23 protein-coding genes and 4 tRNA genes are annotated in these 23,958 nt (G+C 52.8%); 15 read left to right on the top strand and 12 right to left on the bottom strand.

Features of this window, described 5'->3' with window-relative positions:
• From BR04_RS05490 to mnmG, 6 genes are all read right to left on the bottom strand, one after another.
• Window positions 1-482 (bottom strand): zinc-ribbon domain-containing protein (locus tag BR04_RS05490; RefSeq protein WP_496354996.1); only part of this gene is annotated, 482 nt, incomplete at its 3' end.
• A gap of 15 nt (window positions 483-497) precedes the next feature.
• Window positions 498-1,016: a hypoxanthine phosphoribosyltransferase gene (gene hpt, locus BR04_RS05495; protein WP_496354997.1), complete on the bottom strand. Its 519-nt coding sequence runs from the start codon at window positions 1,014-1,016 to the stop codon at window positions 498-500.
• Between the two features lie 248 nt (window positions 1,017-1,264).
• Window positions 1,265-2,155 carry a DnaJ C-terminal domain-containing protein gene (locus tag BR04_RS05500; protein WP_496354998.1) on the bottom strand — a complete coding sequence of 297 codons (891 nt, stop codon included), beginning with the start codon at window positions 2,153-2,155 and terminating at the stop codon, window positions 1,265-1,267.
• Window positions 2,156-2,300: 145 nt separating this feature from the next.
• The gene (locus BR04_RS05505; RefSeq protein WP_496354999.1) at window positions 2,301-3,101 is read right to left on the bottom strand and encodes an ABC transporter permease; all 801 of its coding nucleotides are present in this window, start codon (window positions 3,099-3,101) and stop codon (window positions 2,301-2,303) included.
• 10 nt (window positions 3,102-3,111) lie between these two features.
• Window positions 3,112-3,717 carry an ABC transporter ATP-binding protein gene (locus BR04_RS05510; protein WP_496355000.1) on the bottom strand — a complete coding sequence of 202 codons (606 nt, stop codon included), beginning with the start codon at window positions 3,715-3,717 and terminating at the stop codon, window positions 3,112-3,114.
• A 3-nt stretch (window positions 3,718-3,720) separates the two neighbouring features.
• Window positions 3,721-5,607 (bottom strand): tRNA uridine-5-carboxymethylaminomethyl(34) synthesis enzyme MnmG, encoded by a 1,887-nt coding sequence (mnmG, locus tag BR04_RS05515; RefSeq protein WP_496355001.1) that lies wholly within the window; start codon window positions 5,605-5,607, stop codon window positions 3,721-3,723.
• A 356-nt stretch (window positions 5,608-5,963) separates the two neighbouring features.
• Between mnmG and BR04_RS05520 the strand changes: the two genes are divergently transcribed.
• Window positions 5,964-6,812: a flagellin gene (locus BR04_RS05520; protein ID WP_496355002.1), complete on the top strand. Its 849-nt coding sequence runs from the start codon at window positions 5,964-5,966 to the stop codon at window positions 6,810-6,812.
• 473 nt (window positions 6,813-7,285) lie between these two features.
• Window positions 7,286-8,746 (top strand): catalase, encoded by a 1,461-nt coding sequence (locus BR04_RS05525; protein WP_496355003.1) that lies wholly within the window; start codon window positions 7,286-7,288, stop codon window positions 8,744-8,746.
• 141 nt (window positions 8,747-8,887) lie between these two features.
• Here the strand turns inward: BR04_RS05525 and BR04_RS05530 are convergent, their stop codons facing one another.
• Window positions 8,888-9,565 (bottom strand): N-acetylmuramoyl-L-alanine amidase family protein, encoded by a 678-nt coding sequence (locus BR04_RS05530; protein WP_496355004.1) that lies wholly within the window; start codon window positions 9,563-9,565, stop codon window positions 8,888-8,890.
• A 455-nt stretch (window positions 9,566-10,020) separates the two neighbouring features.
• Here BR04_RS05530 and tig point away from each other — a divergent pair, with 455 nt between their 5' ends.
• The 10 genes from tig (at window position 10,021) to BR04_RS05580 (ending at window position 17,818) form a co-directional block, all read left to right on the top strand.
• Entirely contained in the window at window positions 10,021-11,373 is a 1,353-nt protein-coding gene (tig, locus tag BR04_RS05535; protein WP_496355005.1) for a trigger factor, read from the top strand.
• Window positions 11,374-11,460: 87 nt separating this feature from the next.
• Window positions 11,461-12,081 (top strand): ATP-dependent Clp endopeptidase proteolytic subunit ClpP, encoded by a 621-nt coding sequence (gene clpP / locus BR04_RS05540; RefSeq protein ID WP_496355006.1) that lies wholly within the window; start codon window positions 11,461-11,463, stop codon window positions 12,079-12,081.
• Complete coding sequence (gene clpX / locus BR04_RS05545; protein ID WP_496355007.1) at window positions 12,078-13,331, top strand: ATP-dependent Clp protease ATP-binding subunit ClpX; 1,254 nt, start codon at window positions 12,078-12,080, stop codon at window positions 13,329-13,331. The genes clpP and clpX overlap by 4 nt, the downstream gene beginning before the upstream one ends.
• Before the next feature lie 138 nt (window positions 13,332-13,469).
• Window positions 13,470-15,800, top strand: coding sequence for an endopeptidase La (lon, locus tag BR04_RS05550; RefSeq protein ID WP_496355008.1), 2,331 nt, complete (start codon window positions 13,470-13,472; stop codon window positions 15,798-15,800).
• 94 nt (window positions 15,801-15,894) lie between these two features.
• Window positions 15,895-15,970, top strand: a tRNA-Val gene (locus BR04_RS05555).
• Between the two features lie 9 nt (window positions 15,971-15,979).
• Window positions 15,980-16,056: transfer RNA gene (locus BR04_RS05560), tRNA-Asp, on the top strand.
• A 242-nt stretch (window positions 16,057-16,298) separates the two neighbouring features.
• A tRNA-Val gene (locus tag BR04_RS05565) sits at window positions 16,299-16,374 on the top strand.
• A 9-nt stretch (window positions 16,375-16,383) separates the two neighbouring features.
• Window positions 16,384-16,460: transfer RNA gene (locus BR04_RS05570), tRNA-Asp, on the top strand.
• A 178-nt stretch (window positions 16,461-16,638) separates the two neighbouring features.
• A complete protein-coding gene (locus BR04_RS05575) occupies window positions 16,639-17,145 on the top strand; it encodes a universal stress protein (protein ID WP_496355009.1) in 507 nt (168 codons plus the stop codon).
• A 94-nt stretch (window positions 17,146-17,239) separates the two neighbouring features.
• On the top strand, window positions 17,240-17,818 hold the full coding sequence (locus tag BR04_RS05580; RefSeq protein ID WP_496355010.1) for a YfaZ family protein: 579 nt from the start codon (window positions 17,240-17,242) through the stop codon (window positions 17,816-17,818).
• 131 nt (window positions 17,819-17,949) lie between these two features.
• Here the strand turns inward: BR04_RS05580 and BR04_RS05585 are convergent, their stop codons facing one another.
• The 4 genes from BR04_RS05585 to BR04_RS05600 form a co-directional block, all read right to left on the bottom strand.
• Window positions 17,950-18,870, bottom strand: coding sequence for an Hsp33 family molecular chaperone HslO (locus BR04_RS05585; RefSeq protein ID WP_496355011.1), 921 nt, complete (start codon window positions 18,868-18,870; stop codon window positions 17,950-17,952).
• 27 nt (window positions 18,871-18,897) lie between these two features.
• Entirely contained in the window at window positions 18,898-19,161 is a 264-nt protein-coding gene (locus BR04_RS05590) for an anti-sigma factor family protein (protein WP_496355012.1), read from the bottom strand.
• Complete coding sequence (locus tag BR04_RS05595; protein ID WP_496355013.1) at window positions 19,142-19,669, bottom strand: RNA polymerase sigma factor; 528 nt, start codon at window positions 19,667-19,669, stop codon at window positions 19,142-19,144. The genes BR04_RS05590 and BR04_RS05595 overlap by 20 nt, the downstream gene beginning before the upstream one ends.
• Window positions 19,670-20,137: 468 nt before the next feature.
• Window positions 20,138-20,839, bottom strand: coding sequence for an ATP-binding protein (locus BR04_RS05600; RefSeq protein WP_496355014.1), 702 nt, complete (start codon window positions 20,837-20,839; stop codon window positions 20,138-20,140).
• 109 nt (window positions 20,840-20,948) lie between these two features.
• On the opposite strand from BR04_RS05600, the gene BR04_RS05605 reads away from it, so the two are divergent.
• The 3 genes from BR04_RS05605 (at window position 20,949) to BR04_RS05615 (ending at window position 23,279) form a co-directional block, all read left to right on the top strand.
• Complete coding sequence (locus BR04_RS05605) at window positions 20,949-21,641, top strand: Crp/Fnr family transcriptional regulator (RefSeq protein ID WP_496355015.1); 693 nt, start codon at window positions 20,949-20,951, stop codon at window positions 21,639-21,641.
• Between the two features lie 304 nt (window positions 21,642-21,945).
• Window positions 21,946-22,848, top strand: coding sequence for an RNA polymerase sigma factor (locus BR04_RS05610; protein ID WP_496355016.1), 903 nt, complete (start codon window positions 21,946-21,948; stop codon window positions 22,846-22,848).
• Complete coding sequence (locus BR04_RS05615) at window positions 22,848-23,279, top strand: ferritin-like domain-containing protein (protein ID WP_496355017.1); 432 nt, start codon at window positions 22,848-22,850, stop codon at window positions 23,277-23,279. The genes BR04_RS05610 and BR04_RS05615 overlap by 1 nt, the downstream gene beginning before the upstream one ends.
• Window positions 23,280-23,483: 204 nt before the next feature.
• Here BR04_RS05615 and BR04_RS05620 read toward each other — a convergent pair whose 3' ends face one another.
• On the bottom strand, window positions 23,484-23,957 hold the full coding sequence (locus BR04_RS05620; protein ID WP_496355018.1) for a ferritin-like domain-containing protein: 474 nt from the start codon (window positions 23,955-23,957) through the stop codon (window positions 23,484-23,486).
• Between the last annotated feature and the right edge of the window lies 1 nt (window position 23,958).

Raw genomic sequence — 23,958 nt, forward strand, 5'->3', positions numbered from 1 at the left:
TCCAGATCCAGATCCAGGTCCAGACTGAAATCTTCACTTGCAGCCTTGGCAGGCGTGGCCTCGGGTTCCAGATCCAGGTCCAGACTAAAATCGTTTGTGGCCGTTTGGGAAACCGCGCCTGTCGGAAGCTGTTCGGGAGAAGACGTCAGACTGTTCAGAAAGTCCGGGTCAAAATCGGGAATATCCGGATTGGGCAGTACATCACGGGACAGTACGGTAAAGTCCGGTAAAGGGGCAAGATCCGGAAGGATAGTTCTGGCAGCGGTCTGGGAGGCAGCAGATGATGGGGGAAAGACAACCGCCGGGGAAGGGGAAATAGCGGTTTGTACAGTTACCTCCTGTTCAGAGGCTTGCGGATCTGTTTTTCGGTAGGCAATAAAAACGTGACGACAGCGGGCGCAACGCACCTTGGTGCCGGTCGGCTTTATGTAATGATCGTCAAGTCGGAATCGGGCGGCGCAGGCCTCGCACGTGATGATCATGGAAGCATCCTCTCTTTAGGATTTTAGATGATAGATGGCCGGCAGGTGGCGGTAGTTTTCTGCATAATCAATACCGTATCCGACAATGAAACCGTCTTGAATGCTGTGACAGATATAATGGATATCAATATTTTTTTCGCGGCGTTCATGCTTGTCCAGAAGAGTACAGATTTTAACACTGGCGGCACCGCGATTTTGGATATGCTTTACGATATGGGAAAGGGTGAGACCCGTATCCACAATATCCTCGACAAGCACCACATGGGTACCGACCAGATCAAGATCAATATCTTTGGTAATACGGACATGTCCGGAGGAAATCTGCTCCTTGCCGTAGCTTGAAGCCCCGATGAAGTCAATGGTGCAGGGCACGGAGAGTTCCCGGACAAGATCCGCGAGAAAAATAAAGGCCCCTTTAAGTACGCCGATCATGACCAGAGGTTTTCCCTCATGGTCTTCGGAAATTTGCCTGGCAACGGCTTGAATACGGGAGTGAATTTCCTGCTCAGACAATACGGGAATAAGTTCTGTCATGGGAATGGGGTAATCCTTGCAAGTTTCTGGATCCGATGGGGTTTTGCTGGAAAATTAACGGGAAAAAAATATCCGGAAAACGGAAGAAAGTCAACCGTTCTACCGGATCTGTGTTTCTTTTTGTGAACTTTGCAGACAGGATGTGGTGCCGCACAGCTCCCGGTGTCTGACAAAAAATCCTTGGGAATCGGAAGGCGCCTGATCCGGAAAGCGTCAAAAATCAGAACGGTACTTAAGGGATATCGCTATCAAAGCCCTGCTTCCTTCAATTTTTCAAGAAGCCGGAGCTGCTCCGAATTCAGTTCCTTGGGAAGGGAGACCAGAATCTGGACATAAAGATCTCCTTTTTTTTCAGAATTCTGCATATGGGGAAGCCCTCTCCCAGGGATACGCATCCGGGTTTTGTGCTGGGTTGCCGGGGCTATTTTGAGCTCAAGCTCTTTCCCTTCCAGGGTGGGAATACGAATCTGGGTTCCCAGTATCGCCTCACTGAGCCGAAGGGTACGATCCAGAAAAAGATCATGTTCTTCGTTGCGGAAGACCGGATCCGGTATCAGGCTGGCCTGAATGTAAAGATCACCGGGAGGGCCGCCGTTGGGGCTGGGATCGCCCTTACCGGAAAGGCGTATCTTTTTGCCAGGCAACATGCCCTTTGGGATACGAACCTGAAGCTGTTCATTTTTACCCTGAAGGGAAAAACTGATGGTTTTCTGCGCCCCCTCTGCCATGTCTCTCAGGGTAAGAGGCAGCTCATAGATCCTGTCCCTGCCTTTAACGGGGGCATGGTGAAAACGCCCCCCCCCCCTGCCCCCGGTTCCGAAAAAGGATGTAAATCCGGAACCCCCAAAGCCAAACTCCCTAAAAATATCGGAAAAATCGAAATTTCGAAAAATATCTTCCTGGGTATAACGCTGCTGGAAGCCTGCGGAACCATAGGTGTCATACTGCTGACGTTTTTCCCGGTCACTAAGAACGGCATAGGCTTCACTGATTTTTTTGAAGGTGGCTTCTGCACCGGGATTGTCGGGATTTTTATCCGGATGGTACTGCTGAGCAAGTTTTCGATAGGCTTTTTTGATTTCTTCCGGGCTGGCCTTGCGGTCAATTCCGAGAATTTCATAGTAGTCTGTACTGCTCATGGTTTTTCTCCTGAACTCCCCTGAAGGAAGGAAACGGTATTTTGACCCAGAAAAGATAGTTGTCCTTGAAAAGCTGTCAATACATGGCCTTGTTTTTGGACAAGATCAGATATCCGGAGGCAGACGAAGGCACTCTTCTTTGCCGCTACCTGTGGCTGCCTGCTCCCAATCTGTCCAGTCGCAGGCGGTGGCGCTTGTCCGAAAGTCTCCGCACACCGGCGCCTATGGCAAAAAGCGTTCCAAAGCCCGCTCCCCCTGCAATGAGAAACATGATGAAAATCTGATATTTCACCGCTTCCATGGGAGCCGCTCCCGCAAGAATCTGGCCGGTCATCATACCCGGCAGACTGACGATACCGGCCACACTCATGGCATTGATGATGGGGATGAGACCGCTGCGGATACTGTCCCGACGGATATCGGACAGGGCTTCGGAAAAATTCTGGCCCAGCATAAGCCGGGTTTCAATAATGGCTTTTTTTTCCCATACGGTCTGGGTCAGACGATCCAGACCAATGGCAATACCGTTCATGGTATTGCCAAGAAGCATCCCCAGAAGAGGGATGGCATACTGGGGGGCATACCAGGGGTCATTCCGGAGAATACACACAAGGGCAAAAAAGGTGATGAGAAAGGAAGAAAGGCACATGGATGAGGCACCAATACCAAATCCCCAGAATCCCAGAAAACGATACTGCTGGCGCCGCATGACTTCCCAGCCTGCGGTGGAGAGCATGAAAAGGGCCATGAGCGCAATCAGCCCCGGATGCACCAGATTAAAAATAAATTTCAGTGCAAGCCCCAGGAGAAAGAGCTGCAGGGTGGTTCGGATGGCGGCAATGAGAAGGGAACGGCCGATTCCGAGGTTCAGCAGAAGGGAAAGTCCGGCATTGATGACAATGAGGGATGCGGCCAGTATCAGGTCATAGGGGGTGAGCAGAACCATGGAAACTCCTTCAGCGAAGCACCTTTCCCTTAAGGGACAGTCTTCCGTTTTCCAGGTGATAAAGGGTATGGGCGACACGCTGCAGCTGCTCCCTGTCATGACTGATCCAGAGCAGGGCTGCGTTTTCTTTCTGCTGATAATCCAGGATCAGGGATTCCGCAGCCCTGACCATGGCCGGATCCAGATTGGCCGTGGGTTCATCAAGGAGGAGCACCCGTGGCCGATTGACAAGAATACGCAAGAGACTTAGGCGTTGCTTTTCCCCGCTGGAGAGGCGATGGATGGCCCATCGTGCAACGTCTGGCGCAAACCCCAGGCCTGCTGCGGCTTCCACAGGAAAATTCTGTGGAAAGTGCGCCCCCACCTCCGCTTGCCACCACTGACTCTCCGCAGGCAGCAGGGCCACCTGCCTGCGCCACAGGGGAGCCGGTATGTCCCTATGTTCCGTATCCTGCAGACACAGTTTGCCGGAAAAGGGTTCCATATCGGCAAGAGCCCGGAAAAAAATACTTTTACCCGTTCCCGAGGGGCCGGATATTCCTGCACATTCTCCTTCACGTACCCTAAGGGAAATGGGGCCGATGTGATGAATACGAAGATCCTCTATCGAAAACATTCTTCACCCCAGGGTAGATTCGTTTTCTCTGTTTTTTTTCAAAGCCACCCGGATCAGACTCAGGGCAGCAGGCGTCATGCCTTCCATACGGGAGGCCTGTCCCAGGGTATGGGGTCGGATCTTGAGAAGCTTGGCCGCCAGCTCATTGGAAAGACCGGGCAGACCTTCATAACTGAAATCCTCGGGGATCTTTATTTTTTCAAGGTCTCGGAAGCGGTTCACCTCCTGAAGCTGACGCTGGATATAGCCTTCATATTTGATGGCGATTTCCACCTGACGTTTCACCCGATCCTCCATGGGAGTTTCAGGTGGAGCCAGGGCTTCCACGCAGGAATAATCCAGTTCCACCCTTTTCAGAAGCTGATCCAAAGGGGCACCGTTTTTCAGCTCCGGTGATCCGGCCTGCCTCAGAAAGGCACTGCTGATCCCCGGGCTGACATGGAGGCTGCGGATGCGCTGAATTTCCAGCTCCGTTTTCCGCAGGTATTCCCGAACCCTTTCCACAGCAATCTGATCCACAAGTCCCAGAGCATGGGCCCTTTCCGCCAGACGCAGATCCGCATTGTCCTCCCGCAGCAGGAGGCGGTATTCCGCCCTGGAGGTGAACATGCGGTAAGGCTCCCGTGTGCCCCGGGTGACGAGGTCATCCACCATGACGGCCATATAGGCCTCGGATCTGTCCGGCAGAAAGGGGGGGCGGCCCTGAACCCGGCAGGCAGCATTGATTCCGGCCCAGAGGCCCTGGGCAGCAGCCTCCTCATAGCCCGAGGTGCCGTTGATCTGACCTGCCAGAAAAAGACCAGCGACGGACTTGCATTCCAGGGTGGGCTTCAGTTGCAGGGGATCCACAAAATCATATTCAATGGCATAGCCCGGTCGGATGATTTCCGCTTCCTCAAGTCCTGCAACGGAACGCACAAAGGGAATCTGTACATCCAGAGGCAGGCTGTTGCCCAGACCACTGGCATAGATTTCATCGGTATCCAGCCCTTCCGGCTCCAGAATCACCTGGTGGGTTTCCCTTTCGGGAAACTTGACGGCCTTGTCTTCAAAGGATGGGCAGTAACGGGCAGAAACGCCCTGAATAACACCGGAATACAAAGGAGAACGATCCAGATTGGCCAGCACGATTTCCCGGTTTCGGGGAGAGGTGCGGCCTATCCAGCTGGGAAGCTGGGGCAGGCTGGAAGGGCTTTCAGAGGAAAAGGAAAAGGGCCTGGGATCGCTGTCTGCCGTGTGACGTTCAAATTTGGAAAAATCAATGGAGTTCTTTTTGAGCCGGGGAGGCGTGCCCGTCTTCATGCGGCCGAGGGAAAGTCCGAGGGCCTTCAGGCTCCGGGCCAGTCCGTAGGCGGCAAACTCTCCTGCCCTTCCCGCTTCAATGGACTTCAGGCCGATGTGCACCCGCCCCGAAAGAAAGGTTCCTGTGGCCAGCACCACAGAATCTGCCCTGTAGGCAAAACCCGTATGGTCCACAGCTCCGAGGATGCGGCCATCCTCCACAATCAGCTCTTCAATGAGGGCCTGACGCAGATCCAGGCTGGGGCATTGTTCCACCACCTGTTTCATGGCCCTGTGGTAGCGATTCTTATCGTTCTGGGTACGGGAGGACCAGACGGCAGGCCCTTTTTTGGTGTTAAGAGTTTTATACTGAATGGCGGTTTTATCCGTAATCTTTGCCATTTCACCGCCCAGGGCATCCACTTCCTTGACGAGATGGCCCTTGGCTGTCCCACCGATGGAGGGGCTACAGGGCATGGATGCCAGCTTGTCAAGGTCGATGGCAAAAAGGCAGGTGCGGCATCCCATGCGGGCTGCGGCCAAAGCGGCTTCACAACCCGCATGACCGGCACCGATGACAAGGATATCATAGTGTGGCGTCTGGGACATGGTGTTCTGGTGATCTCCCTGTGAACAGGTCTTTGGGCCGGATACCCGCCGAAACCTGGATATGGTTGAAAGGATGAAGTCGGCCTGGGGCAGGCCCCTGAAAACGGGCGGAACAGGTCTGCTGTTTCATGAAGGGGCCGCTCCCGACCCCCTTGTCGGCCACTGCATGGTACATCCCCGGCCTTTCATCCGTAAATCCTTTTTTTCAAAATGGGCAGTCGGGACAGCCCGCGGTGTGCATGGGAGTTTTATGATTAAATTGACATTAAAAATCTATGGGTTATTATATTTTCATCCGTGACTTCTACCGAATCCTTTCCACGGAAACCCACCACTTCAGCACAAAGGAGGTTGTCATGACCCTCCGATTCAACACTGACCCCGCAGGCATGTCCGGGGTCAACCAGCTTTCACGGTTACAGCAGGGCTTTGAAACGTCCCTTTCCCGTATGGGCTCCGGTCAGCGTATCCGGACAGCCGCCGATGATGTGGCCGGAATGCGCATCGCCACCAGCCTTTCTTCCCAGTCCAGAGGCCTGGGGCAGGCCATGCGCAATGCCAGTGATGCGGTGAGCATCGCCCAGGTGGCCGATGGGGGGCTTTCCGGTGTTTCCGCCACCCTTCACGGTATCCGGGAAAAGGTGCTGCAGGCGGGCAATGCCAGCCAGTCTCCGGAAAGCCGGGCCGCCATTCAGGCGGATATCTCCAAAGCCGTCCGCTCCATGGATGATATTGCGGGTACCACCCGTTTCAACAATCAGCCCCTTCTTTCCGGAACCTTCACGGACAAGACTTTTCAGATCGGTACCTTACCGGGCCAGACCGTAAACTTTTCCATTGATGCGGTCAATTCCGGAAATCTGGGGAATCCGAAACTGGGCACCGTGGCGGAAATTGACGTGACCACATCCGAAGGGACGGAAGCAGCCCTGGGGATTGTGGATGCCGCCCTGGATCAGGTGAATACCAACCGGGCCACTCTGGGATCGGCCTATAACCAGATGGGCAGCAGTATCCGGAGTATTGACACAGGCCGGATACAGACCCTGGCTGCGGAGTCCTCCATTCGGGATGTGGATCTTGCCGAAGAAAGCATGAACATGAACCGGATGAAAAACCTCACCAACGCCGGCCTCTTTGCCCAGGCCCAGGGAAAGGTCAGCAAAGAGCATGTGCTTTCCCTTCTGATGTCGGGAGCGGCGTGAGGTTTTTCCGTCACCAAAACCGGGCTGCCCGTCTGTGGGGTCAGCCCGGTAAAAAAAATCTTTGGGACTGGATTTCTGGAAGCCTCTGGAAATTCAGACGTTCATCTGGAGCCTTGCCCCGTACCCCGACGCGCTTATCTGCCCTCTTCTGACCCTCCCTGGCACTCAGGAGACTTACAGCCCTAACTCAGCCTCACAGTACCCAGCTTCTTCTTTAAGGTTCTGTGCCATTTCCCTGAAGGGCAAGAACAGCCCTGCCATTTAACCTTACAGCATTAGCCCCATCTTCCCCACGTTCCTGCGCGGGAACGATAACTGAAGCAACCTTGTCATCAATATTGTGGTTTGACATGCGGTGCCACCAAATCATATCATCAGGAAATCCGTTTGATTTCATTTTTCTATTTTGCAGATCCCGCAGGCGTCATATCCGCTCACCAAGCGGTTCCCCCACCACCAAAAGGAGATGCTGCATGACAGACGAAAAGAAAAAACTCACCACCAATGCCGGCGCCCCCGTTCCCGACAACCAGAATGCCCTCACAGCAGGCCCGAGAGGCCCCATGCTTCTTCAGGATGTGTGGTTTCTGGAAAAACTGGCCCACTTTGACAGGGAGGTCATTCCGGAACGCAGAATGCATGCCAAAGGTTCCGGAGCTTATGGTACCTTCACCGTCACCCACGACATCACGCCTTACACGCGAGCAAAAATTTTTTCCGAGATCGGCAAAAAAACCGAACTTTTCACCCGGTTCAGCACCGTTGCCGGTGAAAGGGGGGCTGCGGATGCGGAAAGGGACATCCGGGGCTTTGCCGTTAAATTCTATACAGAAGAGGGCAACTGGGACATGGTGGGTAACAACACCCCCGTTTTCTTCCTGCGCGATCCCCTGAAGTTCCCCGACTTAAACCATGCGGTAAAACGGGATCCCCGCACCAACCTGCGCAGTGCCAGAAACAACTGGGATTTCTGGACATCCCTGCCCGAGGCCCTGCATCAGGTCACCGTGGTCATGAGCGACCGGGGCATCCCCGCCACCTACCGCCACATGCACGGTTTTGGCAGCCATACCTTCAGTTTCATCAATGCCAAAAACGAACGTTACTGGGTGAAATTCCACTTCAAAACCCAGCAGGGTATCAAAAACCTGACGGATGCCGAAGCCGAAGCCCTCATCGGAAAATGTCGTGAAAGCCATCAGCGGGATCTTTATGAGAACATCGAAAAGGGCGATTTTCCCCGCTGGACTCTTTTTGTGCAGATCATGCCGGAAAAGGAAGCGTCTTCATGTCCCTACAATCCCTTTGACCTCACCAAGGTCTGGCCCCACAAGGATTATCCTCTGATGGAGGTGGGGATCATGGAGCTGAACCGCAATCCGGAAAACTATTTTGCGGAAGTAGAGCAGTCCGCCTTCAACCCTGCCAATGTCGTTCCGGGTATCAGTTTTTCTCCGGACAAAATGCTCCAGGGCCGTCTGTTTTCCTATGGAGACGCCCAGCGTTACCGTTTAGGTGTCAACCACCACCTCATTCCCGTGAACAAGGCCCGCTGCCCCTTCCACAGTTACCACAGAGACGGAGCCATGCGCGTGGACGGCAACCATGGCAGCACCCTTGGCTATGAACCCAACAGCTACGGAGAATGGCAGGAACAGCCGGATTTTTCTGAACCGCCCCTGAGTCTCGAAGGGGCTGCGGATCACTGGAACCACAGGGAAGATACGGATTACTACTCCCAGCCCGGAGCCCTTTTCCGGCTGATGAATGATGAACAGATGGAGGCCCTTTTCAGCAATACGGCCCGTGCCATGGGGGATGCCCCCAAAGAAATAAAACTCCGGCATATAGCAAACTGTTACAAAGCGGATCCTGCATATGGCCAAGGCGTGGCAAAAGCTCTGGGGATCGGGCTGGAGGAAATTCCCCTGTAAAGGATTGGGCAAAAAAATCCTCGCGAAAATTTCTGTTTAAGACAGTCTGAAAATGGCCGACCTGATGACCGGGCTTCTGAAAGAACCGGAGTCTCGTGTCGGCCATATTCTTGCAACGGACTTCTGCCATGATGCAGGATTTCAGGGGTTCCCGGTGTCCTGTCCCTCCTCAAGATAGCTCCGGATTCCCCGGGCAATGCTTTTTGCCAGTGCCTGTTGCTGAACCGGGTTGCTGAGCCAGAGAAAATCCTTAGGAACATTAAGATGTCCAAACTCCATGAGAACAGCAGGCAGAGCCAGGCTTTTAAGCTGTAACAGCTCTGCCTGCTGCAGATGTACCTTTTCCCATAATGCGGCACTTTCCAGGGTATGAGCCAGGATTCGGGCAAATTGTGCGCTGTCTTGGATATGGGGAATCTGCCCCTGATCCCAGGCCGCGGGATTCTGGATTTGCCCAGGAGAAGGCTGGAAGCCATACAGGATACGGATGGAACCAGGATGGTTTCGGAACACAGCCCCCGTATGCAGACTGATAAAAAGACGGGCGCCTTCCTGGTTGGCCATTTCAGCCCGCCTGATAAGTCCGGGATCAAAATCACTCTCCCGGGTCAGTACAGTGCGGCAGAAGGGGGTCAGTTCCTGGGCAATGCGCCGGGCCAGCTGGAGAACCAGTCCTTTTTCCGTTGCCCCATGAAGCCCTTTTCCGCCGGTATCCTTCCCCCCATGTCCAGGATCAAGGATGATAAGGGCAGGCCTTTTTTCCGGATAAAAGTGTCCATCTGACGGGCCTGAAGAGACAAGCTGTGGGATGAAAAGCAAAAGAAAAAAAATATATTTTTTTCGAAGGCTTGTCTTCCCTGGGTACGGGCATGGCTGTAAAAGGCTTTTTGCTTGACACATAAGAATGGCGTGATTAAATTTAAAAGATTGCGCCGGATGCCGCCCAGGGTGCCAGTCTGGGCATATCCGCCAAGGAAACCCAGCAGAAAGTAGACTCTACGGGAAAAATTCCTGTCCCGTCAAGGTGAACATCAGGCCATTCCGTCGAAAAATTCTTTCGTGGGCTTCGGGTGTTTCCCGGATTTCGGATCTCTGTATGGAATCCCCATCATAAGGTTTCAGCAAAATGGATTGGTTCGGGGAGTGCAGGAACGGTCTCCCCCATGAAAACTTCAAAATTCATCCCGTACAGCCCCGTCGGGCTATCCCCTGTTCTGGGGAGGGATGAAGTCTTTCCCATGGGCTTTTAGGGTGTTTACGAAGAAAGGATCGTCATGCAAGTTACGGTAGAAGATCTGAGCACGGTCAAGAAGGCCCTGCATATTGAGATTCCTGGTGAACAGGTTACCCAGGCTGTGGATAACGCCTATCAGGATCTGAAAAAAAGCGTTAAGGTCAAGGGGTTTCGTCCCGGGAAAATTCCCCGTTCCACTCTGGAGCGCATGTATAAAAAAGATGTCTATGCCGATGTTTCCCAAAAACTGATTCAGGATGCCTTTGCCGAAGCCATTCGTAAAGAACAGCTTGCCTTCATCGGAACCCCCCATATTGACGCACCGGATCTGGGAAATTTTGATGAAAAAGGCCCTTTCAGGTTCAGTTTTACCCTGGAAATCAAGCCTGAAATAAAAAACATTGCGTTCAAGGAACTGACCCTGCGCAAAACCCTCTATGCCTTCACTGAAGAAGAAGTTGAGGGGCAGGTTGAAATGCTCCGGAAAAACCTTGCAAAAAAAGTACCCATTTCTGATCAGAGACCTGCTGTCTCCGGTGACTTTGTCCTCATTGATTATGAAGGCCTTCTCGACACTGAAACTTTCAGCGGGACTCCCAAAACGGAGAACCATGCCTACCGCATTGGCCGCAATACCCTTTCTCCCGCCTTTGATGAAAATCTGGAAGGGATGCATATCGGAGAAACCCGCACCTTCGATGTTGCCTATGATGATCAGTATGTGAACAAGGCTTTTGCCGGCAAGACCCTTTCTTTTACCGTGACCCTGAAGGATATCCATGAAGAGGTGCTTCCGGAGCTGGATGACAGCTTTGCACGGAACTTTGGCAGCTTTGAAACCGTAGACGATCTCCGCAAGGCTATCCGGGAGAACCTGCAGCAGGGCTATGACAAACGCATTGAGCAGGAGTTGAACGAACAGATTTTTTCCACCCTCATCGAAAAAACCAGCTTTGAAGTCCCCGATGTGATGGTGAATTATGAGCTGGAAGGTATTCTTGAGGAAGCGGAAAGGGCCTTTTCCGCCAATGGAATCAGCTTTGAGCAGATGGGGTACTCGCGCGAAAGTCTTTCCGAAGAATACCGGGAGCTTGCTGAAAAACAGGTCCGCCGCCACCTGATCCTGGGAGCCATTATCACCCAGGAAAAACTGGAGTTGGATAAGGATGAAATTGAAGCCGGTCTGGAAGAATTGGCCAGGAATTTCAATCAGCCCGTAGATCTGATTCGCAGTTTTTACGAGACCAGCCCGGAAAAGCTGGAGTATTTAAAACATACTCTGCTTGAAAAAAAGGCTATTCAGCTTATCTTGACAAATAGTGTTATTGAAGAGGTCAGTCCGGAAGCCGCTGAAGCAGCGGAAGAAATGGAAGACCAGACGTCCGAAGCCTGATGTTTGTCTGTAAGGAAGGGCCTGAAGGCCCTTCCAGGTGTGCCGCGCAGATATCGGGTCCAACAAAGAGAAAAAGGGAGGTTCGTCGTGCCGCTGATTCCCATGGTCGTGGAACAAAGCAGCAGAGGCGAGAGAGCATACGATATTTATTCGCGGCTCCTCAAGGATCGGATTGTTTTCCTTGGATCTGCAGTGAATGACGAGATTGCCAATCTCATTGTGGCCCAGTTGCTGTTTCTGGAGTCCGAAGATCCTGAAAAGGAAATCAATTTTTACATCAATTCCCCTGGTGGCGTCGTCACGGCAGGCATGGCCATTTACGATACCATGCAGTACATCAAGCCGGATGTCGTGACCGTATGTATCGGCCAGGCGGCCAGCATGGGAGCCTTGCTCCTTGCCGCAGGGGCCGATGGGAAACGTTATGCCCTCCCCCATTCCCGTATCATGATCCATCAGCCTCTGGGGGGTGCCCAGGGGCAGGCCTCGGATATTCAGATCCAGGCGCGGGAAATCTTACGGATCAAGGATACCCTGAATCACATCCTTGCCCGGCATACCAAACGTGATCTTGCATCCATAGAGGCCGATACGGATCGGGATCATTTCATGAGCGGCGCGGAAGCCAAGGCTTACGGCATTGTCGATCATGTGGTGGCCAGTCGGGATGATCTTGCGGCCATTATCGAAAAAACGGAGGCCAAATGACGGATCACGGAGATACCGGAGACAGGCTGTACTGCTCATTCTGCGGAAAAAGCCAGAAGGATGTCCGCAAGCTCATCGCAGGCCCTTCGGTTTATATCTGTGACGAATGCATCCAGTTATGCAGTGAGATCATTGAAGAAGAAGGGGATAAGGCTCCGGAGACTCCGGAGGCTCTGCTGACACCCAAGGAAATCAAGGAACGTCTGGACGACTACGTGATTGAACAGAATGCTGCCAAAAAAACCCTGGCAGTGGCTGTACGCAATCACTACCGTCGTCTGGAATCTTCTGTCGGCCGGGATATCCACGATGAAGTGGAAATTCAGAAAAGCAATATTCTTCTCATTGGCCCCACGGGCAGCGGCAAAACTCTCCTGGCTCAGACCCTGGCCCGTTTTCTGGATGTACCCTTCACCATTGCCGATGCCACCACCCTCACAGAGGCGGGCTATGTGGGCGAGGATGTGGAAAATATCATCCTCTCTCTTCTGCAAAATGCGGAATACGATGTGGAGCGGGCCCAGCGGGGCATCGTTTATATTGATGAGATTGACAAGATCGCCTCCCGGGGCGACAACCCTTCCATCACACGGGATGTCTCCGGAGAGGGCGTCCAGCAGGCTCTGCTGAAGATCATCGAAGGCACCACAGCCAGTGTACCGCCCAAGGGAGGACGCAAGCATCCCCAGCAGGATTTTGTCAAGGTGGATACCTCCAACATCCTCTTTATCTGCGGGGGAACCTTCACCGGCCTCGACAAGATTGTGCAGCGCCGTATTGGTCAGAAGGCCATGGGTTTTGGTGCCAAAGTAACCAAACCCGGTGAAAAGTCTTCCACAGAACTGCTGCACATGGCCGAAGCAGGAGACCTTGTGAAATTCGGCCTGATTCCCGAGTTTCTGGGCCGTTTACCGGTAATTGCCATCCTTGAAGAACTGAAGGAGGATGCGCTGGTCAAGATTCTTCAGGAACCTAAAAATGCCCTTGTAAAGCAGTTTCAGAAGCTTTTCGCCTACGAAGGTGTCAATCTGCGGTTCACAGACGGTGCCCTGGAGGCCATTGCCAAAGAAGCCGTACGGAGAAAATCCGGTGCCAGGGGGCTGCGTGCCATTATTGAAAATATCATGCTGGACATCATGTATGAGATTCCTTCACTGGAAAACGTGAAGGAATGCGTGGTCAGTGAAGAAGTGGTACTGAACAAGGAAGAACCCATTCTTTTGTATGCCCAATCCAAGCAGCAGGCTTGAAGCACCCCCCTCGGGAAAGGTTTTGAACCCCAGGATATCTTCTGAGGTTTAAGGCCTTTCCTTATTTTTTGGGGCCTGCGTGTGAAAAGAAGGCACTGCGGATCTTTCCGGGAACCTTCACCCCTTAAGGATGACAATATGGCCGTGTTGATACTTCCCCTGCTCCCTTTGCGGGACATGGTGCTTTTTCCCCATATGGTAGCCCCCCTTTTTGTTGGCCGGAAAAAATCCATCCAGGCCCTTTCGGCAGCCATGGAGCATGACCGACGGATCTTTCTGACTTCCCAGGTGGAAGCGGACGTGGATGAACCCCGAGAAAAAGATCTTGCTCGGGTCGGCTGCGTAGGGCGCGTTCTGCAACTGCTGAAGCTTCCCGATGGTACTGTCAAAGCCTTGGTGGAAGGAGATTTCCGTGCGCAGATACGGGCCTGTGATGAGACAGGTGCCTACTCCCGCGTGGAAGTCCTGCCCATGGCCCCCATGGATGTACAGCCTGTGGAGGCACAGGCACTGACCCATGCCGTCATGGAGGCATGCAGGGAATACGCCAATCTCAATAAAAAACTGAACCAGGAAACCCTGGATGCCCTGGCCACTATTCAGGAACCCGGCCATCTGGCCGATGCGGTGGCTGCCCAGTTTTCCTTTAAGATTGCGGACAAACAACAGCTCCTTGAAACCGAGGAGCTTGCGGAACGGATGCTGCTTCTTGTGAATCTGATCCGAACGGAAATGGAAATCTTCTCCATGGATCAGAAAATCCGCAGCCGGGTTAAAAAACAGATGGAAAAGAATCAGCGCCACTACTACCTCAATGAACAGATACGGGCCATCCGCAAAGAAATGGGCGACGGCGAAGACAGTCTGGAAGAGGCGGAAGAGCTGGAGCGGCGACTGGAGGAGAAAAAACCTTCGGAAGAGGCCATTGTCCGTGTAAAATCAGAAATCCGCAAACTGAAAATGATGCCCCCCATGTCCGCAGAAGCCACGGTGGTGCGCAATTATCTGGACTGGATCCTGGATCTTCCCTGGAATGAGCTGTCCGAGCTGTCCATGGATATCCATGCTGCAGAAACCGTACTGGACAAGGATCATTATGGCCTGGAAAAACCCAAGGAACGTATTCTTGAATATCTGGCCGTACAAACCCTGGTAAAAAAGATCAAGGGGCCTATCCTCTGCCTTGTGGGGCCTCCGGGAGTCGGTAAGACATCCCTTGCCCGCAGTGTGGCCAGGGCAACGGGCAGGGAATATGTACGCCTTTCTCTGGGAGGAGTACGGGATGAAGCGGAAATCCGCGGTCACCGGAGAACCTACATCGGAGCCATGCCCGGAAAAATCATCCAGAGTCTTAAAAAGGCGGGGACACGCAACCCCGTCTTCTGCCTGGATGAGGTGGACAAAATGAGCATGGATTTTCGGGGGGATCCTTCGGCAGCCCTTCTGGAAGTGCTGGATCCTGAACAGAACGCCTCCTTCAATGACCATTATCTGGATCTGGATTACGACCTTTCGGAAATTCTCTTTATCACCACAGCCAACACCCTGCACAATATTCCCCTACCCCTGCAGGATCGCATGGAAATCATACGTATTCCGGGATATACGGAAATCGAAAAACTGCACATCGCCATACAGCATCTGATCCCCAAACAGGTGGAGCAGCATGGCCTGGACACCTCGCAGATCCGCTTCACCCGAAATGCCATTTTACACATGATACGCCATCATACACGGGAAGCCGGAGTCCGCAGTCTGGAAAGGCAGATTGCCACGGTTTGTCGCAAAGTGGCCCGGGAACTGGTACGGCATTCCGGAAAACTTGTCTTCAGCATTGATATCGAAGGTGTTCGGAAATATCTGGGAGTGGATCAATACCGTTTTGGACGTGCAGAAGAAGAACATGAGGTCGGATCTGTAACCGGGCTGGCCTGGACTCAGACCGGCGGAGAGCTGTTGACCATTGAAACAGCCCTGATGCCTGGCAAGGGGGAAGTGACGGTAACGGGCAAGCTTGGAGATGTCATGAAGGAATCTGCCCGTGCGGCTGTCAGTTATGTCCGCTTCCGGAGTACAGATTTTGGCATTGTTCCTGACTTTTACAAGGAAAAGGATCTGCACATTCACTTTCCTGAAGGAGCCATTCCCAAGGATGGCCCCAGCGCGGGCATAGCCATCTGTACAGCCCTTGTTTCCGCCCTTACCGGGCGGGCCGTAGACAGAAATGTGGCCATGACCGGAGAAATCACCTTGCGTGGCAGGGTTCTTCCCATTGGCGGCTTACGGGAAAAGGTACTGGCAGCCCACAGGGGAGGCATCAGCCGGGTCTTGTACCCAAAGGAAAATGAGAAAGATATCAAAGAGATTCCTTCCTCCGTACGTAAAAAACTTCAGCTCATTGCCGTAAGTCATATGGATGAGGTGCTGGCACAGGCACTCTTACCCTCCGCCCCCCAGAGACCGGTCTGAACTAAAAAACAAAAATATTCTTTTTTTGCTTGACGCGGAAAAGACCTGCTGGTAGATAGATCTCGCTTTTGCGGCGGAAGGATGGCTGCAAGAAGGGCGAATAGCTCAGCTGGGAGAGCAACGGCCTTACAAGCCGTGGGTCACAGGTTCGATCCCTGTTTCGCCCACCAGCAAAAAATGGGGGTGTAGTTCAGTTGGTTAGAACGCCGGCCTGTCACGCCGGAGGTCGCGGGTTCGAGTCCCGTCGCTCCCGCCAACAAAAAAACAAAGACTTGCGGATTGCTCCGTAAGTCTTTTTTTGTTCCTGCCTCTTCAATCACATACTCAGGGAGCGTGCCCTAAATAAAAACGCCTGTTTCAACCACATGCCTCCCGTGGAAAAGACAAGGATTTCCCGCAATACAATTTTTCCTGATGCATCGTTTCTTATGACTTGACGTGAAAAAAATATGCTGCTAGATAGTCCGTACTTTTGTAGCGGCAGGATGGCTGCAAGAAGGGCGAATAGCTCAGCTGGGAGAGCAACGGCCTTACAAGCCGTGGGTCACAGGTTCGATCCCTGTTTCGCCCACCAGCAAAAAATGGGGGTGTAGTTCAGTTGGTTAGAACGCCGGCCTGTCACGCCGGAGGTCGCGGGTTCGAGTCCCGTCGCTCCCGCCAATCATAAAGCAAAGGTTTACGGACAAATACCGTAAGCCTTTTTTTATTGCTTTTCATATCCTCCCTCTTAGTCCTTGCTTTTTGGGGCTGGGATTTTCTACAATGGTTGGGCGTATTCCTGATCTTGCATCAATCTGTCATGCAGGGAAGCTTTGTTGACTTCAACAGGGAGGTTGCCATGTATCAGTCCATTAAAAAAGTTCTCTATGCCACGGATCTTTCGGAAACTGCACGGGATGCCATGCGCTATGCAGTGAGCCTTTCCGGCCGTTACGGAGCAGAAATGTCCAGTCTCCATGTCATCCCCGACATCTATGAAGAGATGACCCTGTCCACGGGTATTGACATGGATCTTTACTTTGGCATCGACCGGTGGCGTTCCCTCACGGAAGAACGTCTTGCCAGTGCCAAAGATGCCGTTTTAAAACGTATTGAGGAAACCTGCGCGGAACTTCATGAAGAGGTGGGAGATTGCCAGACATGCTGTGAAAACGTAATGGTCAAAGTGGGGCATCCCGTGAAGACCATCATTGACACAGCCGTGGAAGGGAACTTTGATATCGTGGTTATGGGTACCCGTGGTCACAGCAAATTTGAGGATCTGCTTCTGGGCAGTACGGCCAATGGGGTTATCCGTCGCTGTCCCGTACCCGTACTGGTGGTTCGGCTGGATGCTCCCAAATAGCCGTTTGAAACTGTATGACCCTCCCCCGAAAGGGGGCGTAATGACTTGTCTTTTATCAGGAAGAGGAACAATAATGAAGCGGTTTGGATGCTGCATGGCTTTACTTTTGATGCTCGGCTGGATTCCTGCCCATGCGGACATGGGGCTGGGGCTGTATGTGAACCATGCCAGTGTGGCAGGCTCTCTCATGGGAGACATGAAAACCCCCCACGGGTTCATGACACTGGGGGGGGAAGGCGTGTACAAGGACGAACAGTACAAAATGCTTTCCGGTATTCTTGCCGTGAAAAATGACCAGCTGAGTCCCGGGCTTGCCTTTACCGTGGGCTTCAGAGGTTTTTACATGGATGCAGAGGATGGACGTTCCGGTGGGGATGGCATGGCTTCGGGCATCGCCTTTCTTTTTGGCATGGACTATGAGCTGGATGCCAGCCTGAATCCGCTGCCCATTCCTGTCAGCCTGGACGGACAGTTTTCAGGATCTCCCAAGCCCCTGACCTGGCAGGACGGAGAGTATTATTGGGAAGTGCGTGGGGGGCTGGGGTTCCATGTATTGAAGAATGCCAGCGTACGCCTGGATCTCAGAAGAATTTCCGTGGATTTTGAGGAAAAGGGTCGGAAATGGAGCAAGGAAGATTACAATCTTCTGCTGGGATACGAGATCCGTTTTTAAGCGATAGAGCCGGGCCATGCTGCCCGAATTGATTTTCAGATATTTCTCTGTGCCAAAAAACAAGGGGGGGATGGCGGATACGCCAAGCCCCCCTTTTGTATTGCCCACGTCCCCCCTGAGAGCTCGGATTCTCAGAGAATAGCGGCAAGAGTCTCCTTTGGGAAGATGTAACGGGAATTGCAGTTGTGGCAGGTAATTTCCAGAGGAAAAGGACCTTTTTTCAAAATATCTTTTTTATCTTCCTGGGGTAAGCCTTTCAGATAGGCTCCCATCTGCTCTTCCGTACATCTGCAAAAAAACTCTACCCTGTGGCTGTCAAGGATATGGGGCTTCAGCGAGGCAAAGGTCTCAAGAATCAGACCTTCCGCTTCTCTGCCGCCGCTGAAGGCTTCTCCGAGGCTTTCCAGGGTGGCCACCTGTCCTTCCAGAGCGGCCACCTCATCGGCTGTGGCACCGGGCATGGCCTGAAGCAGGAGTCCTCCGGCTCCCCTCACCTCCCCCTCACTGTCAAACTGTATACTTAAGGCAAGGGCCGTGGGTGTCTGTTCCGATGTGGCATAGTAGTGCGCCACATCCTCGGCGATATTGCCATAGGCCAGAGCCACCTGCCCCGTAAAGGGCTGGCGTGCTGTCTGGGTATGCCGGGTAAGGGTCAGAAAACCGGCACCAAAAAAGGGGGAAAGATTGAAATTTTCCACAGGCGCTTTGACGGGGATGGGATTCTCATACAGGTAGCCCCGAACTTCTCCCAGGGCATTGGCATCCACACTGAGACCGCGAACAGGGCCGGAACAGGAAATTTTAAGCTGAATACGATCCTCTCCCTTAAGAGAGGTCGCCATGAGACAGGCCGCCATGTAGGCGTGGCCCAACACCAGAGTTTCCAGAATGCCCAGGTCGTGATTGGCCCGCATCTCATGGATCATACGGGTGGCATGTACCAATCCTCCCCGGATGCGTCCGTCTGCAAGAAGGAAGAGATGGGCCTTATCCAGGGCATTGGCCCGGAGCTGTTCTTTGAGGGTTGTGCCAAAAGGATTTTTCTTGATCATGGTCAACACATCTTTCGGATCCGGAAATCAGTGCGGGGAGACCCGAAGGTTCCGGGCAAGGTTTTCCAGCTTGAGGGAGAGGGACTGGGGGACGGGCCGGGTACCCACCTTCTTGCAGATGCGGATGCTCTGGGTAAGGGTGGCCAGGCAGACCCGGCATTTGGGACAGTTTTGCAAATGATCCTCCAGCTTCCTGCGCTCCTCTCCTTGCAGTTCTCCGTCCACATAGGCGGAAAAAAGGTCAAAAAGTGCCAGACAATGGGCTGGAATTTCAGGAGTTGACTGGGTCATGGGCGAAATATCCTTTCAGGGCTTCCCGGATGTAAAAGCGCGCCCTGTGGAGCCGAACCTTGACATTGGCCTGGGAAATATCGAGAATCCTGGCGGTTTCTTCTGTGGAAAAATCCTCCATGTCCCGAAGTACCACAACCAGGCGATAGGTGGGGGGCAGTTCGTCAATGGCGGCCTTGATTTTTGCCCCCAGCTCCTCGTTCAGAAGACGCTCTGCGGGCTGTTTTGCCCATTCGGGAAGTTCTTCCGCTGCCAGGGCGGCATCACCGGGAAGTACATCCTCCAGAGAAAGCTCCTTTTCAGGGGAAAATTTGGATCGCCGCCGCATTTTAATACAGACGCTGACGGCAATCCGGTATACCCAGTTTCTGAAAAGACTTTCCTGACGGAAGCCATTCATATACCGAAAGATATTGATAAAGGTTTCCTGCACGAGATCTTCGGCATCCTGGGAATCCTTGCAGATTCTCAGGCCGAAGTTGTACAGACGATCCTGATAGCGCCGCACCAGATCCTCAAAACGCAGGGTTTCCCCCTGGTTAATCGCCAGAACCAGCTCCAGATCCGGATCCTGTTTCCGGGGAATATCCTTTGTTGTGCTTTTGATGATTTTCTCCTGTTCTTGTCACCTGACAAGCCCCCCTCAGTCAGGTGGAAATCCCCATCTTCGGCAGAATCCATGTCTGAAGCAGGTACCAGATACCGAAGAGAAGCAGCAGGGAAAGCAGCTCGTACATGTCCTTCTCCTTTTAAAGAATTGTTTTTTTAATGTCCATAAATTTCAAGGAGCAGAGCCTTCATCAAGAAAGGAGCCTCCATGCCCCTTTCCGGTTACACAACGCCTCTGGGGAAGACTGTCCCTCTGCGGCAGATGGGGAATCAGAACTGCATGGTTCTGGACAAGCCCTGCCCTCCGTCCAGGAGAAGCGGCAGAGAAAGTCAGCACACCGGAACCCGGACGGTGTTCCTTCCGGCATCAGAAAAATTGCGGCGGCTGAGGAGCAAGGACAGGACGTCCCCGCCTTCCTGTACGCTGAATAATGACTTCCTCAATTTCAAGGGGGCTTTCGGCCCGCTTCAGGGCTTGTCTGAGAATATGGGAAAGCCCTCCGCAACAGGGAACTTCCATCATAACCGCCGTAAGGGAACGAACGCCGGCCTGCCGGAAGATGGCAGCCAGACGCTCCACAGCCTCCTCACCGTTATCAAGCTTGGGACAGGTCATGAGTACCGCCTTGCCGGGTAAAAGATCCTGGTGCAGTCTGGGATCGGCCACAGCAGAACAGTCTGCAAGAATCAGGAGATCGGCATTTTTAAGAAAAGGAGCTGTGGGCGGAATCAGCCGAAGCTGGATAGGCCAGTGGGAAAGGGAGGACGCCATAGACGGTGTATCTCTCGTCAGGGTATCCATGGACTGTTCCGAAGGACAGCCCCCTTCCCTGAGATGGGCATGCACGGCAGCTTCGTCAAAGGGCTGGGTTTCCTTTTTAACAATACGCAGCGCTCCCTGGGGGCAGGCCCCGAGACAGGCACCGAGACCATCACAGAGGGGATCCCGGATTACACGGGCCTTGCCATCCACAAGGGCAAGAGCCCCTTCGGCACAGGAAGGGATACAGTGTCCGCAGCCATCACATTTTGCTTCATCAATTTCAACAATATCCCGTAAGATTTTCATGGGCGTCCTCCTTCTGAAGTGGGGCAAATGTCATGTCAGGTACAGCATACGGTTTTTATGAAAAAAAAACTTGATACAGGTCAAGAGCTCTGAAAATGAAAGGAAAAAAATGAACGATACGGATCTGGCCGAAGCTCTGGCCCAGAGTGCCCTGTTCTCGGGGCTGGAGGATACGGCACTGGCCGCTGTCTCCGCCATGGGACGAAGCCGGGAAAGCCTGCGGGGAGAACTGTTGTTTCAGGAAGGAGAAACTGCAAAGGGCTTTTTTGTGGTTTTGTCCGGTAAGGTGAAAATTTTTAAGGCGACCCCGGAAGGCAAGGAAAAGATTCTGCATATTCTGGGGCCGGGAGAACCCGTGGGGGAAGTCCCCATGTTTGCCGGTATGCCCTATCCGGCCAGTGCCCAGACCCTGGAAATCTGCCATCTTTTTTTTCTTCCCAGAGAAGCCTTTATCCGGAAACTCCGGGAGATGCCTGAACTGGCCCTTGCCATGCTGGCAGTCTTGTCCCGACGCCTTCGGGTGTTCACCACCCAGATTGAACATCTGGCCTTAAAGGAGGTTCCCGCCCGCCTCGCCGCCTATCTCAATACCCTGAAAGAAGAATGCGGCGGAGAAACGTCTCTGGTGCTGCCCCTTTCCAAGGCCCAGTTAGCAAGTCTTCTGGGCACCAGCCCGGAAACCCTTTCCCGGATCTTGGGACGTATGGTGTCTGCGGGGTATCTGCATGTCACGGGCAGTACCCTGGAAATCTGTGATCCCGAAGGTCTGACCCTGGTGGCCGAGGAAGGAAGAATGGAATAATATCCCCCGGAGCGTACAGAGTGCCCTTTTTCTTACTGGCCCTCTCACAGAACCATGCGTGCGGCTCCTGCCCAACCTTATTCCCACTTATGGAGAGAAACACTCCTGTTTCTCTCCGAATCATCCCAAACATGCATGTGCCTGCTCTCCTTTTTGGAGTATCATCCGCTCCCCTCAACCACCATGGATCTCTTTAAAAAACCATGCGCTCACCAAGAAAAAACACGATCCTGTCACAAGGCCACCTCTTTTTTGTATCAGCCCCTGAAAAGAAGTGACACCCGCTCCCACAAGGATTCGAGACATGAAAACTGTGTATGAACAGGAAGACCAGATCCGGAAAGACCCGGACACCCGGCTCATAAGCCGTATTCTGGAGGGAGATGCCCAGGCTCTGGAAACGCTCATGCTCCGACATCAGGCATGGATCTACAACATCGCCTTCAAGATGATCATGGATCATGAGGATGCGAAGGACATCACCCAGGAGATCCTCATCCGCATCATGACCAGCCTCGCCTCCTACAACCCGGCCAAGGGAGCCTTTCGTACCTGGCTCTACCGCATCGTGGTGAACCATACCCTCAATATGCGGAAAAAGAAGTTTGAAGTCCGGATCCATGACTTTGATACCTATGTCTCCCTCATCGAAAAACTACCCGATAACCACGCAGCGTCCCATCCGGAAACGGCCCTTCTGGCGGAAGAACTGAAAACGGGCTGCATGATGGGGATGCTTCTTTGCCTGAAACGAATTGACCGGATGGTTTTTCTTCTGGGAGCCGTCTTTGGACTCCGGGACGAGGAAGGAACGATCATCATGGAAATCAGCCGGGAAAATTTCCGGCAGAAACTTTCCCGGAGTCGGAGAAAGGTTGCAGGTTACATGGAGGGCATCTGCGGTCATGTGAATCCGGAAAATCCCTGCCGCTGCACCAACAAGGTGAAGGCCTTTGCCGACATGGGAATGCTGGATGCAAAACAACTGCGGTATCACAGACCGGAAGGCATGCGGGTACAGGATATGCTGGGACAACGGATTTTACGTTTCGAAGAAGCGTATTACGAACCCTTCATACGCCATTTCCGGGAACAGCCTTTTTATGCGGTGCCAGACAGGATTGGCTGGATGCAGGATCTCTTCAGCCATGGGGAATTCAAGGAAATGTTTCATCTGAACGGGGGAAACCCTGAAGGAGGTCATTGATGGCTGTCGTCAAAGAAGCTGTAAAAAGGGCATTTCGTATGGAAATGGTCGGGGCTGGACTGTACAGGAGCCTTGCCTCCCAGTATTCGGCAAAGGAGCCTGAGCTTGCTGCCTGCTTTTCAAGGTTCAGCCAGGATGAATATAAACATGGCAGGCTTTTTGCCAAACTTTTCCAGAAAAGTACCGGGAAAAAGCTGAAAGGCCGGCTTTTCTGGATGATGGGAGGCCGCATGCTGGCTTTTTTCATGCGCCCCCTGTCCCTTCAAAGCAAAATGAAAAAACTCCGCCACATTGAAACCGGTGCTGTCAGACGAATAGAACAGGATCTGCCCCTGTGTGAAGATCCGGGACTGGCACGTATCCTGAAAACCATTCTTCCCGACGAAAAAGCCCATGCAGCCCTCTATGGGAATCACTTTCCCGAAGGATGAACACTTTCTCCAGAGTCTCCGTTACCTGAAATCCTTGTACGATCAGAATCCTTTTCCACCGGACGGAGACTGCCCGCCTTCTGTCAAGCGAACGACCTGGCGATTTTACCGGACAAATGCAAAAACGCATACCTGAAAAAGGTATGCGTTTTGATTGTTGTCCATGCAAGACCTGGAGGAGAGGAAAAATCTCCTCTGTCATTCTTATTTGACCGACATGAGTTCCTTGCTGAGAAGGCGGATATGGCCCATTTCTTCCTTGATGATGGCATCCAGGCGATTTTTGCCCTTGCCTGCGGGAACCAGTTCCTTCATACCGAGATAGAATACGATGGAGTCCTTTTCTGCCACAATGGCTTCTTTCAGGATCTCCTTCATGCTGCTGGTATCAATGGTTTTCTGAAAAAATACCCGGGTATCGGCCAGGGCTTTAAGATACAGAAGTGTTTCATTTTCAGGATCAAACACGGTTTTGGCTTTTTCATCTTCGGTAAGGCTGCGCTTCATCTCCGTAAAGGTGTTCCCGTGATCCACTTCCATTTCCGCCAGCTGGAGAAGAAGATCCTTTTCTGCCTGATTCTGAACTTTTTCAGCGGCGTTTCTGTAAAATTTCACCCCATTTTGCTCGATCTGAACAGCCATCTCAAAAATTTCATTTGCATTGAAGTCAAAGGCCATT

It is taken from the genome of Desulfobotulus sapovorans DSM 2055, assembly GCF_059569355.1.

Excerpts from the sequence above, each read along its gene's own strand:
- BR04_RS05510 (WP_496355000.1), bottom strand. The coding sequence starts at position 3,717 with ATGTTTTCGATAGAGGATCTTCGTATTCATCACATCGGCCCCATTTCC.
- BR04_RS05500 (WP_496354998.1), bottom strand. The coding sequence starts at position 2,155 with ATGAGCAGTACAGACTACTATGAAATTCTCGGAATTGACCGCAAGGCC.
- BR04_RS05525 (WP_496355003.1), top strand. The coding sequence starts at position 7,286 with ATGACAGACGAAAAGAAAAAACTCACCACCAATGCCGGCGCCCCCGTT.
- tig (WP_496355005.1), top strand. The coding sequence starts at position 10,021 with ATGCAAGTTACGGTAGAAGATCTGAGCACGGTCAAGAAGGCCCTGCAT.
- BR04_RS05520 (WP_496355002.1), top strand. The coding sequence starts at position 5,964 with ATGACCCTCCGATTCAACACTGACCCCGCAGGCATGTCCGGGGTCAAC.
- BR04_RS05590 (WP_496355012.1), bottom strand. The coding sequence starts at position 19,161 with ATGACCCAGTCAACTCCTGAAATTCCAGCCCATTGTCTGGCACTTTTT.
- hpt (WP_496354997.1), bottom strand. The coding sequence starts at position 1,016 with ATGACAGAACTTATTCCCGTATTGTCTGAGCAGGAAATTCACTCCCGT.
- BR04_RS05580 (WP_496355010.1), top strand. The coding sequence starts at position 17,240 with ATGGCTTTACTTTTGATGCTCGGCTGGATTCCTGCCCATGCGGACATG.
- BR04_RS05575 (WP_496355009.1), top strand. The coding sequence starts at position 16,639 with ATGTATCAGTCCATTAAAAAAGTTCTCTATGCCACGGATCTTTCGGAA.
- BR04_RS05600 (WP_496355014.1), bottom strand. The coding sequence starts at position 20,839 with ATGAAAATCTTACGGGATATTGTTGAAATTGATGAAGCAAAATGTGAT.
- mnmG (WP_496355001.1), bottom strand. The coding sequence starts at position 5,607 with ATGTCCCAGACGCCACACTATGATATCCTTGTCATCGGTGCCGGTCAT.
- BR04_RS05620 (WP_496355018.1), bottom strand. The coding sequence starts at position 23,957 with ATGGCCTTTGACTTCAATGCAAATGAAATTTTTGAGATGGCTGTTCAG.
- BR04_RS05505 (WP_496354999.1), bottom strand. The coding sequence starts at position 3,101 with ATGGTTCTGCTCACCCCCTATGACCTGATACTGGCCGCATCCCTCATT.
- BR04_RS05605 (WP_496355015.1), top strand. The coding sequence starts at position 20,949 with ATGAACGATACGGATCTGGCCGAAGCTCTGGCCCAGAGTGCCCTGTTC.
- lon (WP_496355008.1), top strand. The coding sequence starts at position 13,470 with ATGGCCGTGTTGATACTTCCCCTGCTCCCTTTGCGGGACATGGTGCTT.
- clpX (WP_496355007.1), top strand. The coding sequence starts at position 12,078 with ATGACGGATCACGGAGATACCGGAGACAGGCTGTACTGCTCATTCTGC.
- BR04_RS05610 (WP_496355016.1), top strand. The coding sequence starts at position 21,946 with ATGAAAACTGTGTATGAACAGGAAGACCAGATCCGGAAAGACCCGGAC.
- BR04_RS05615 (WP_496355017.1), top strand. The coding sequence starts at position 22,848 with ATGGCTGTCGTCAAAGAAGCTGTAAAAAGGGCATTTCGTATGGAAATG.
- BR04_RS05585 (WP_496355011.1), bottom strand. The coding sequence starts at position 18,870 with ATGATCAAGAAAAATCCTTTTGGCACAACCCTCAAAGAACAGCTCCGG.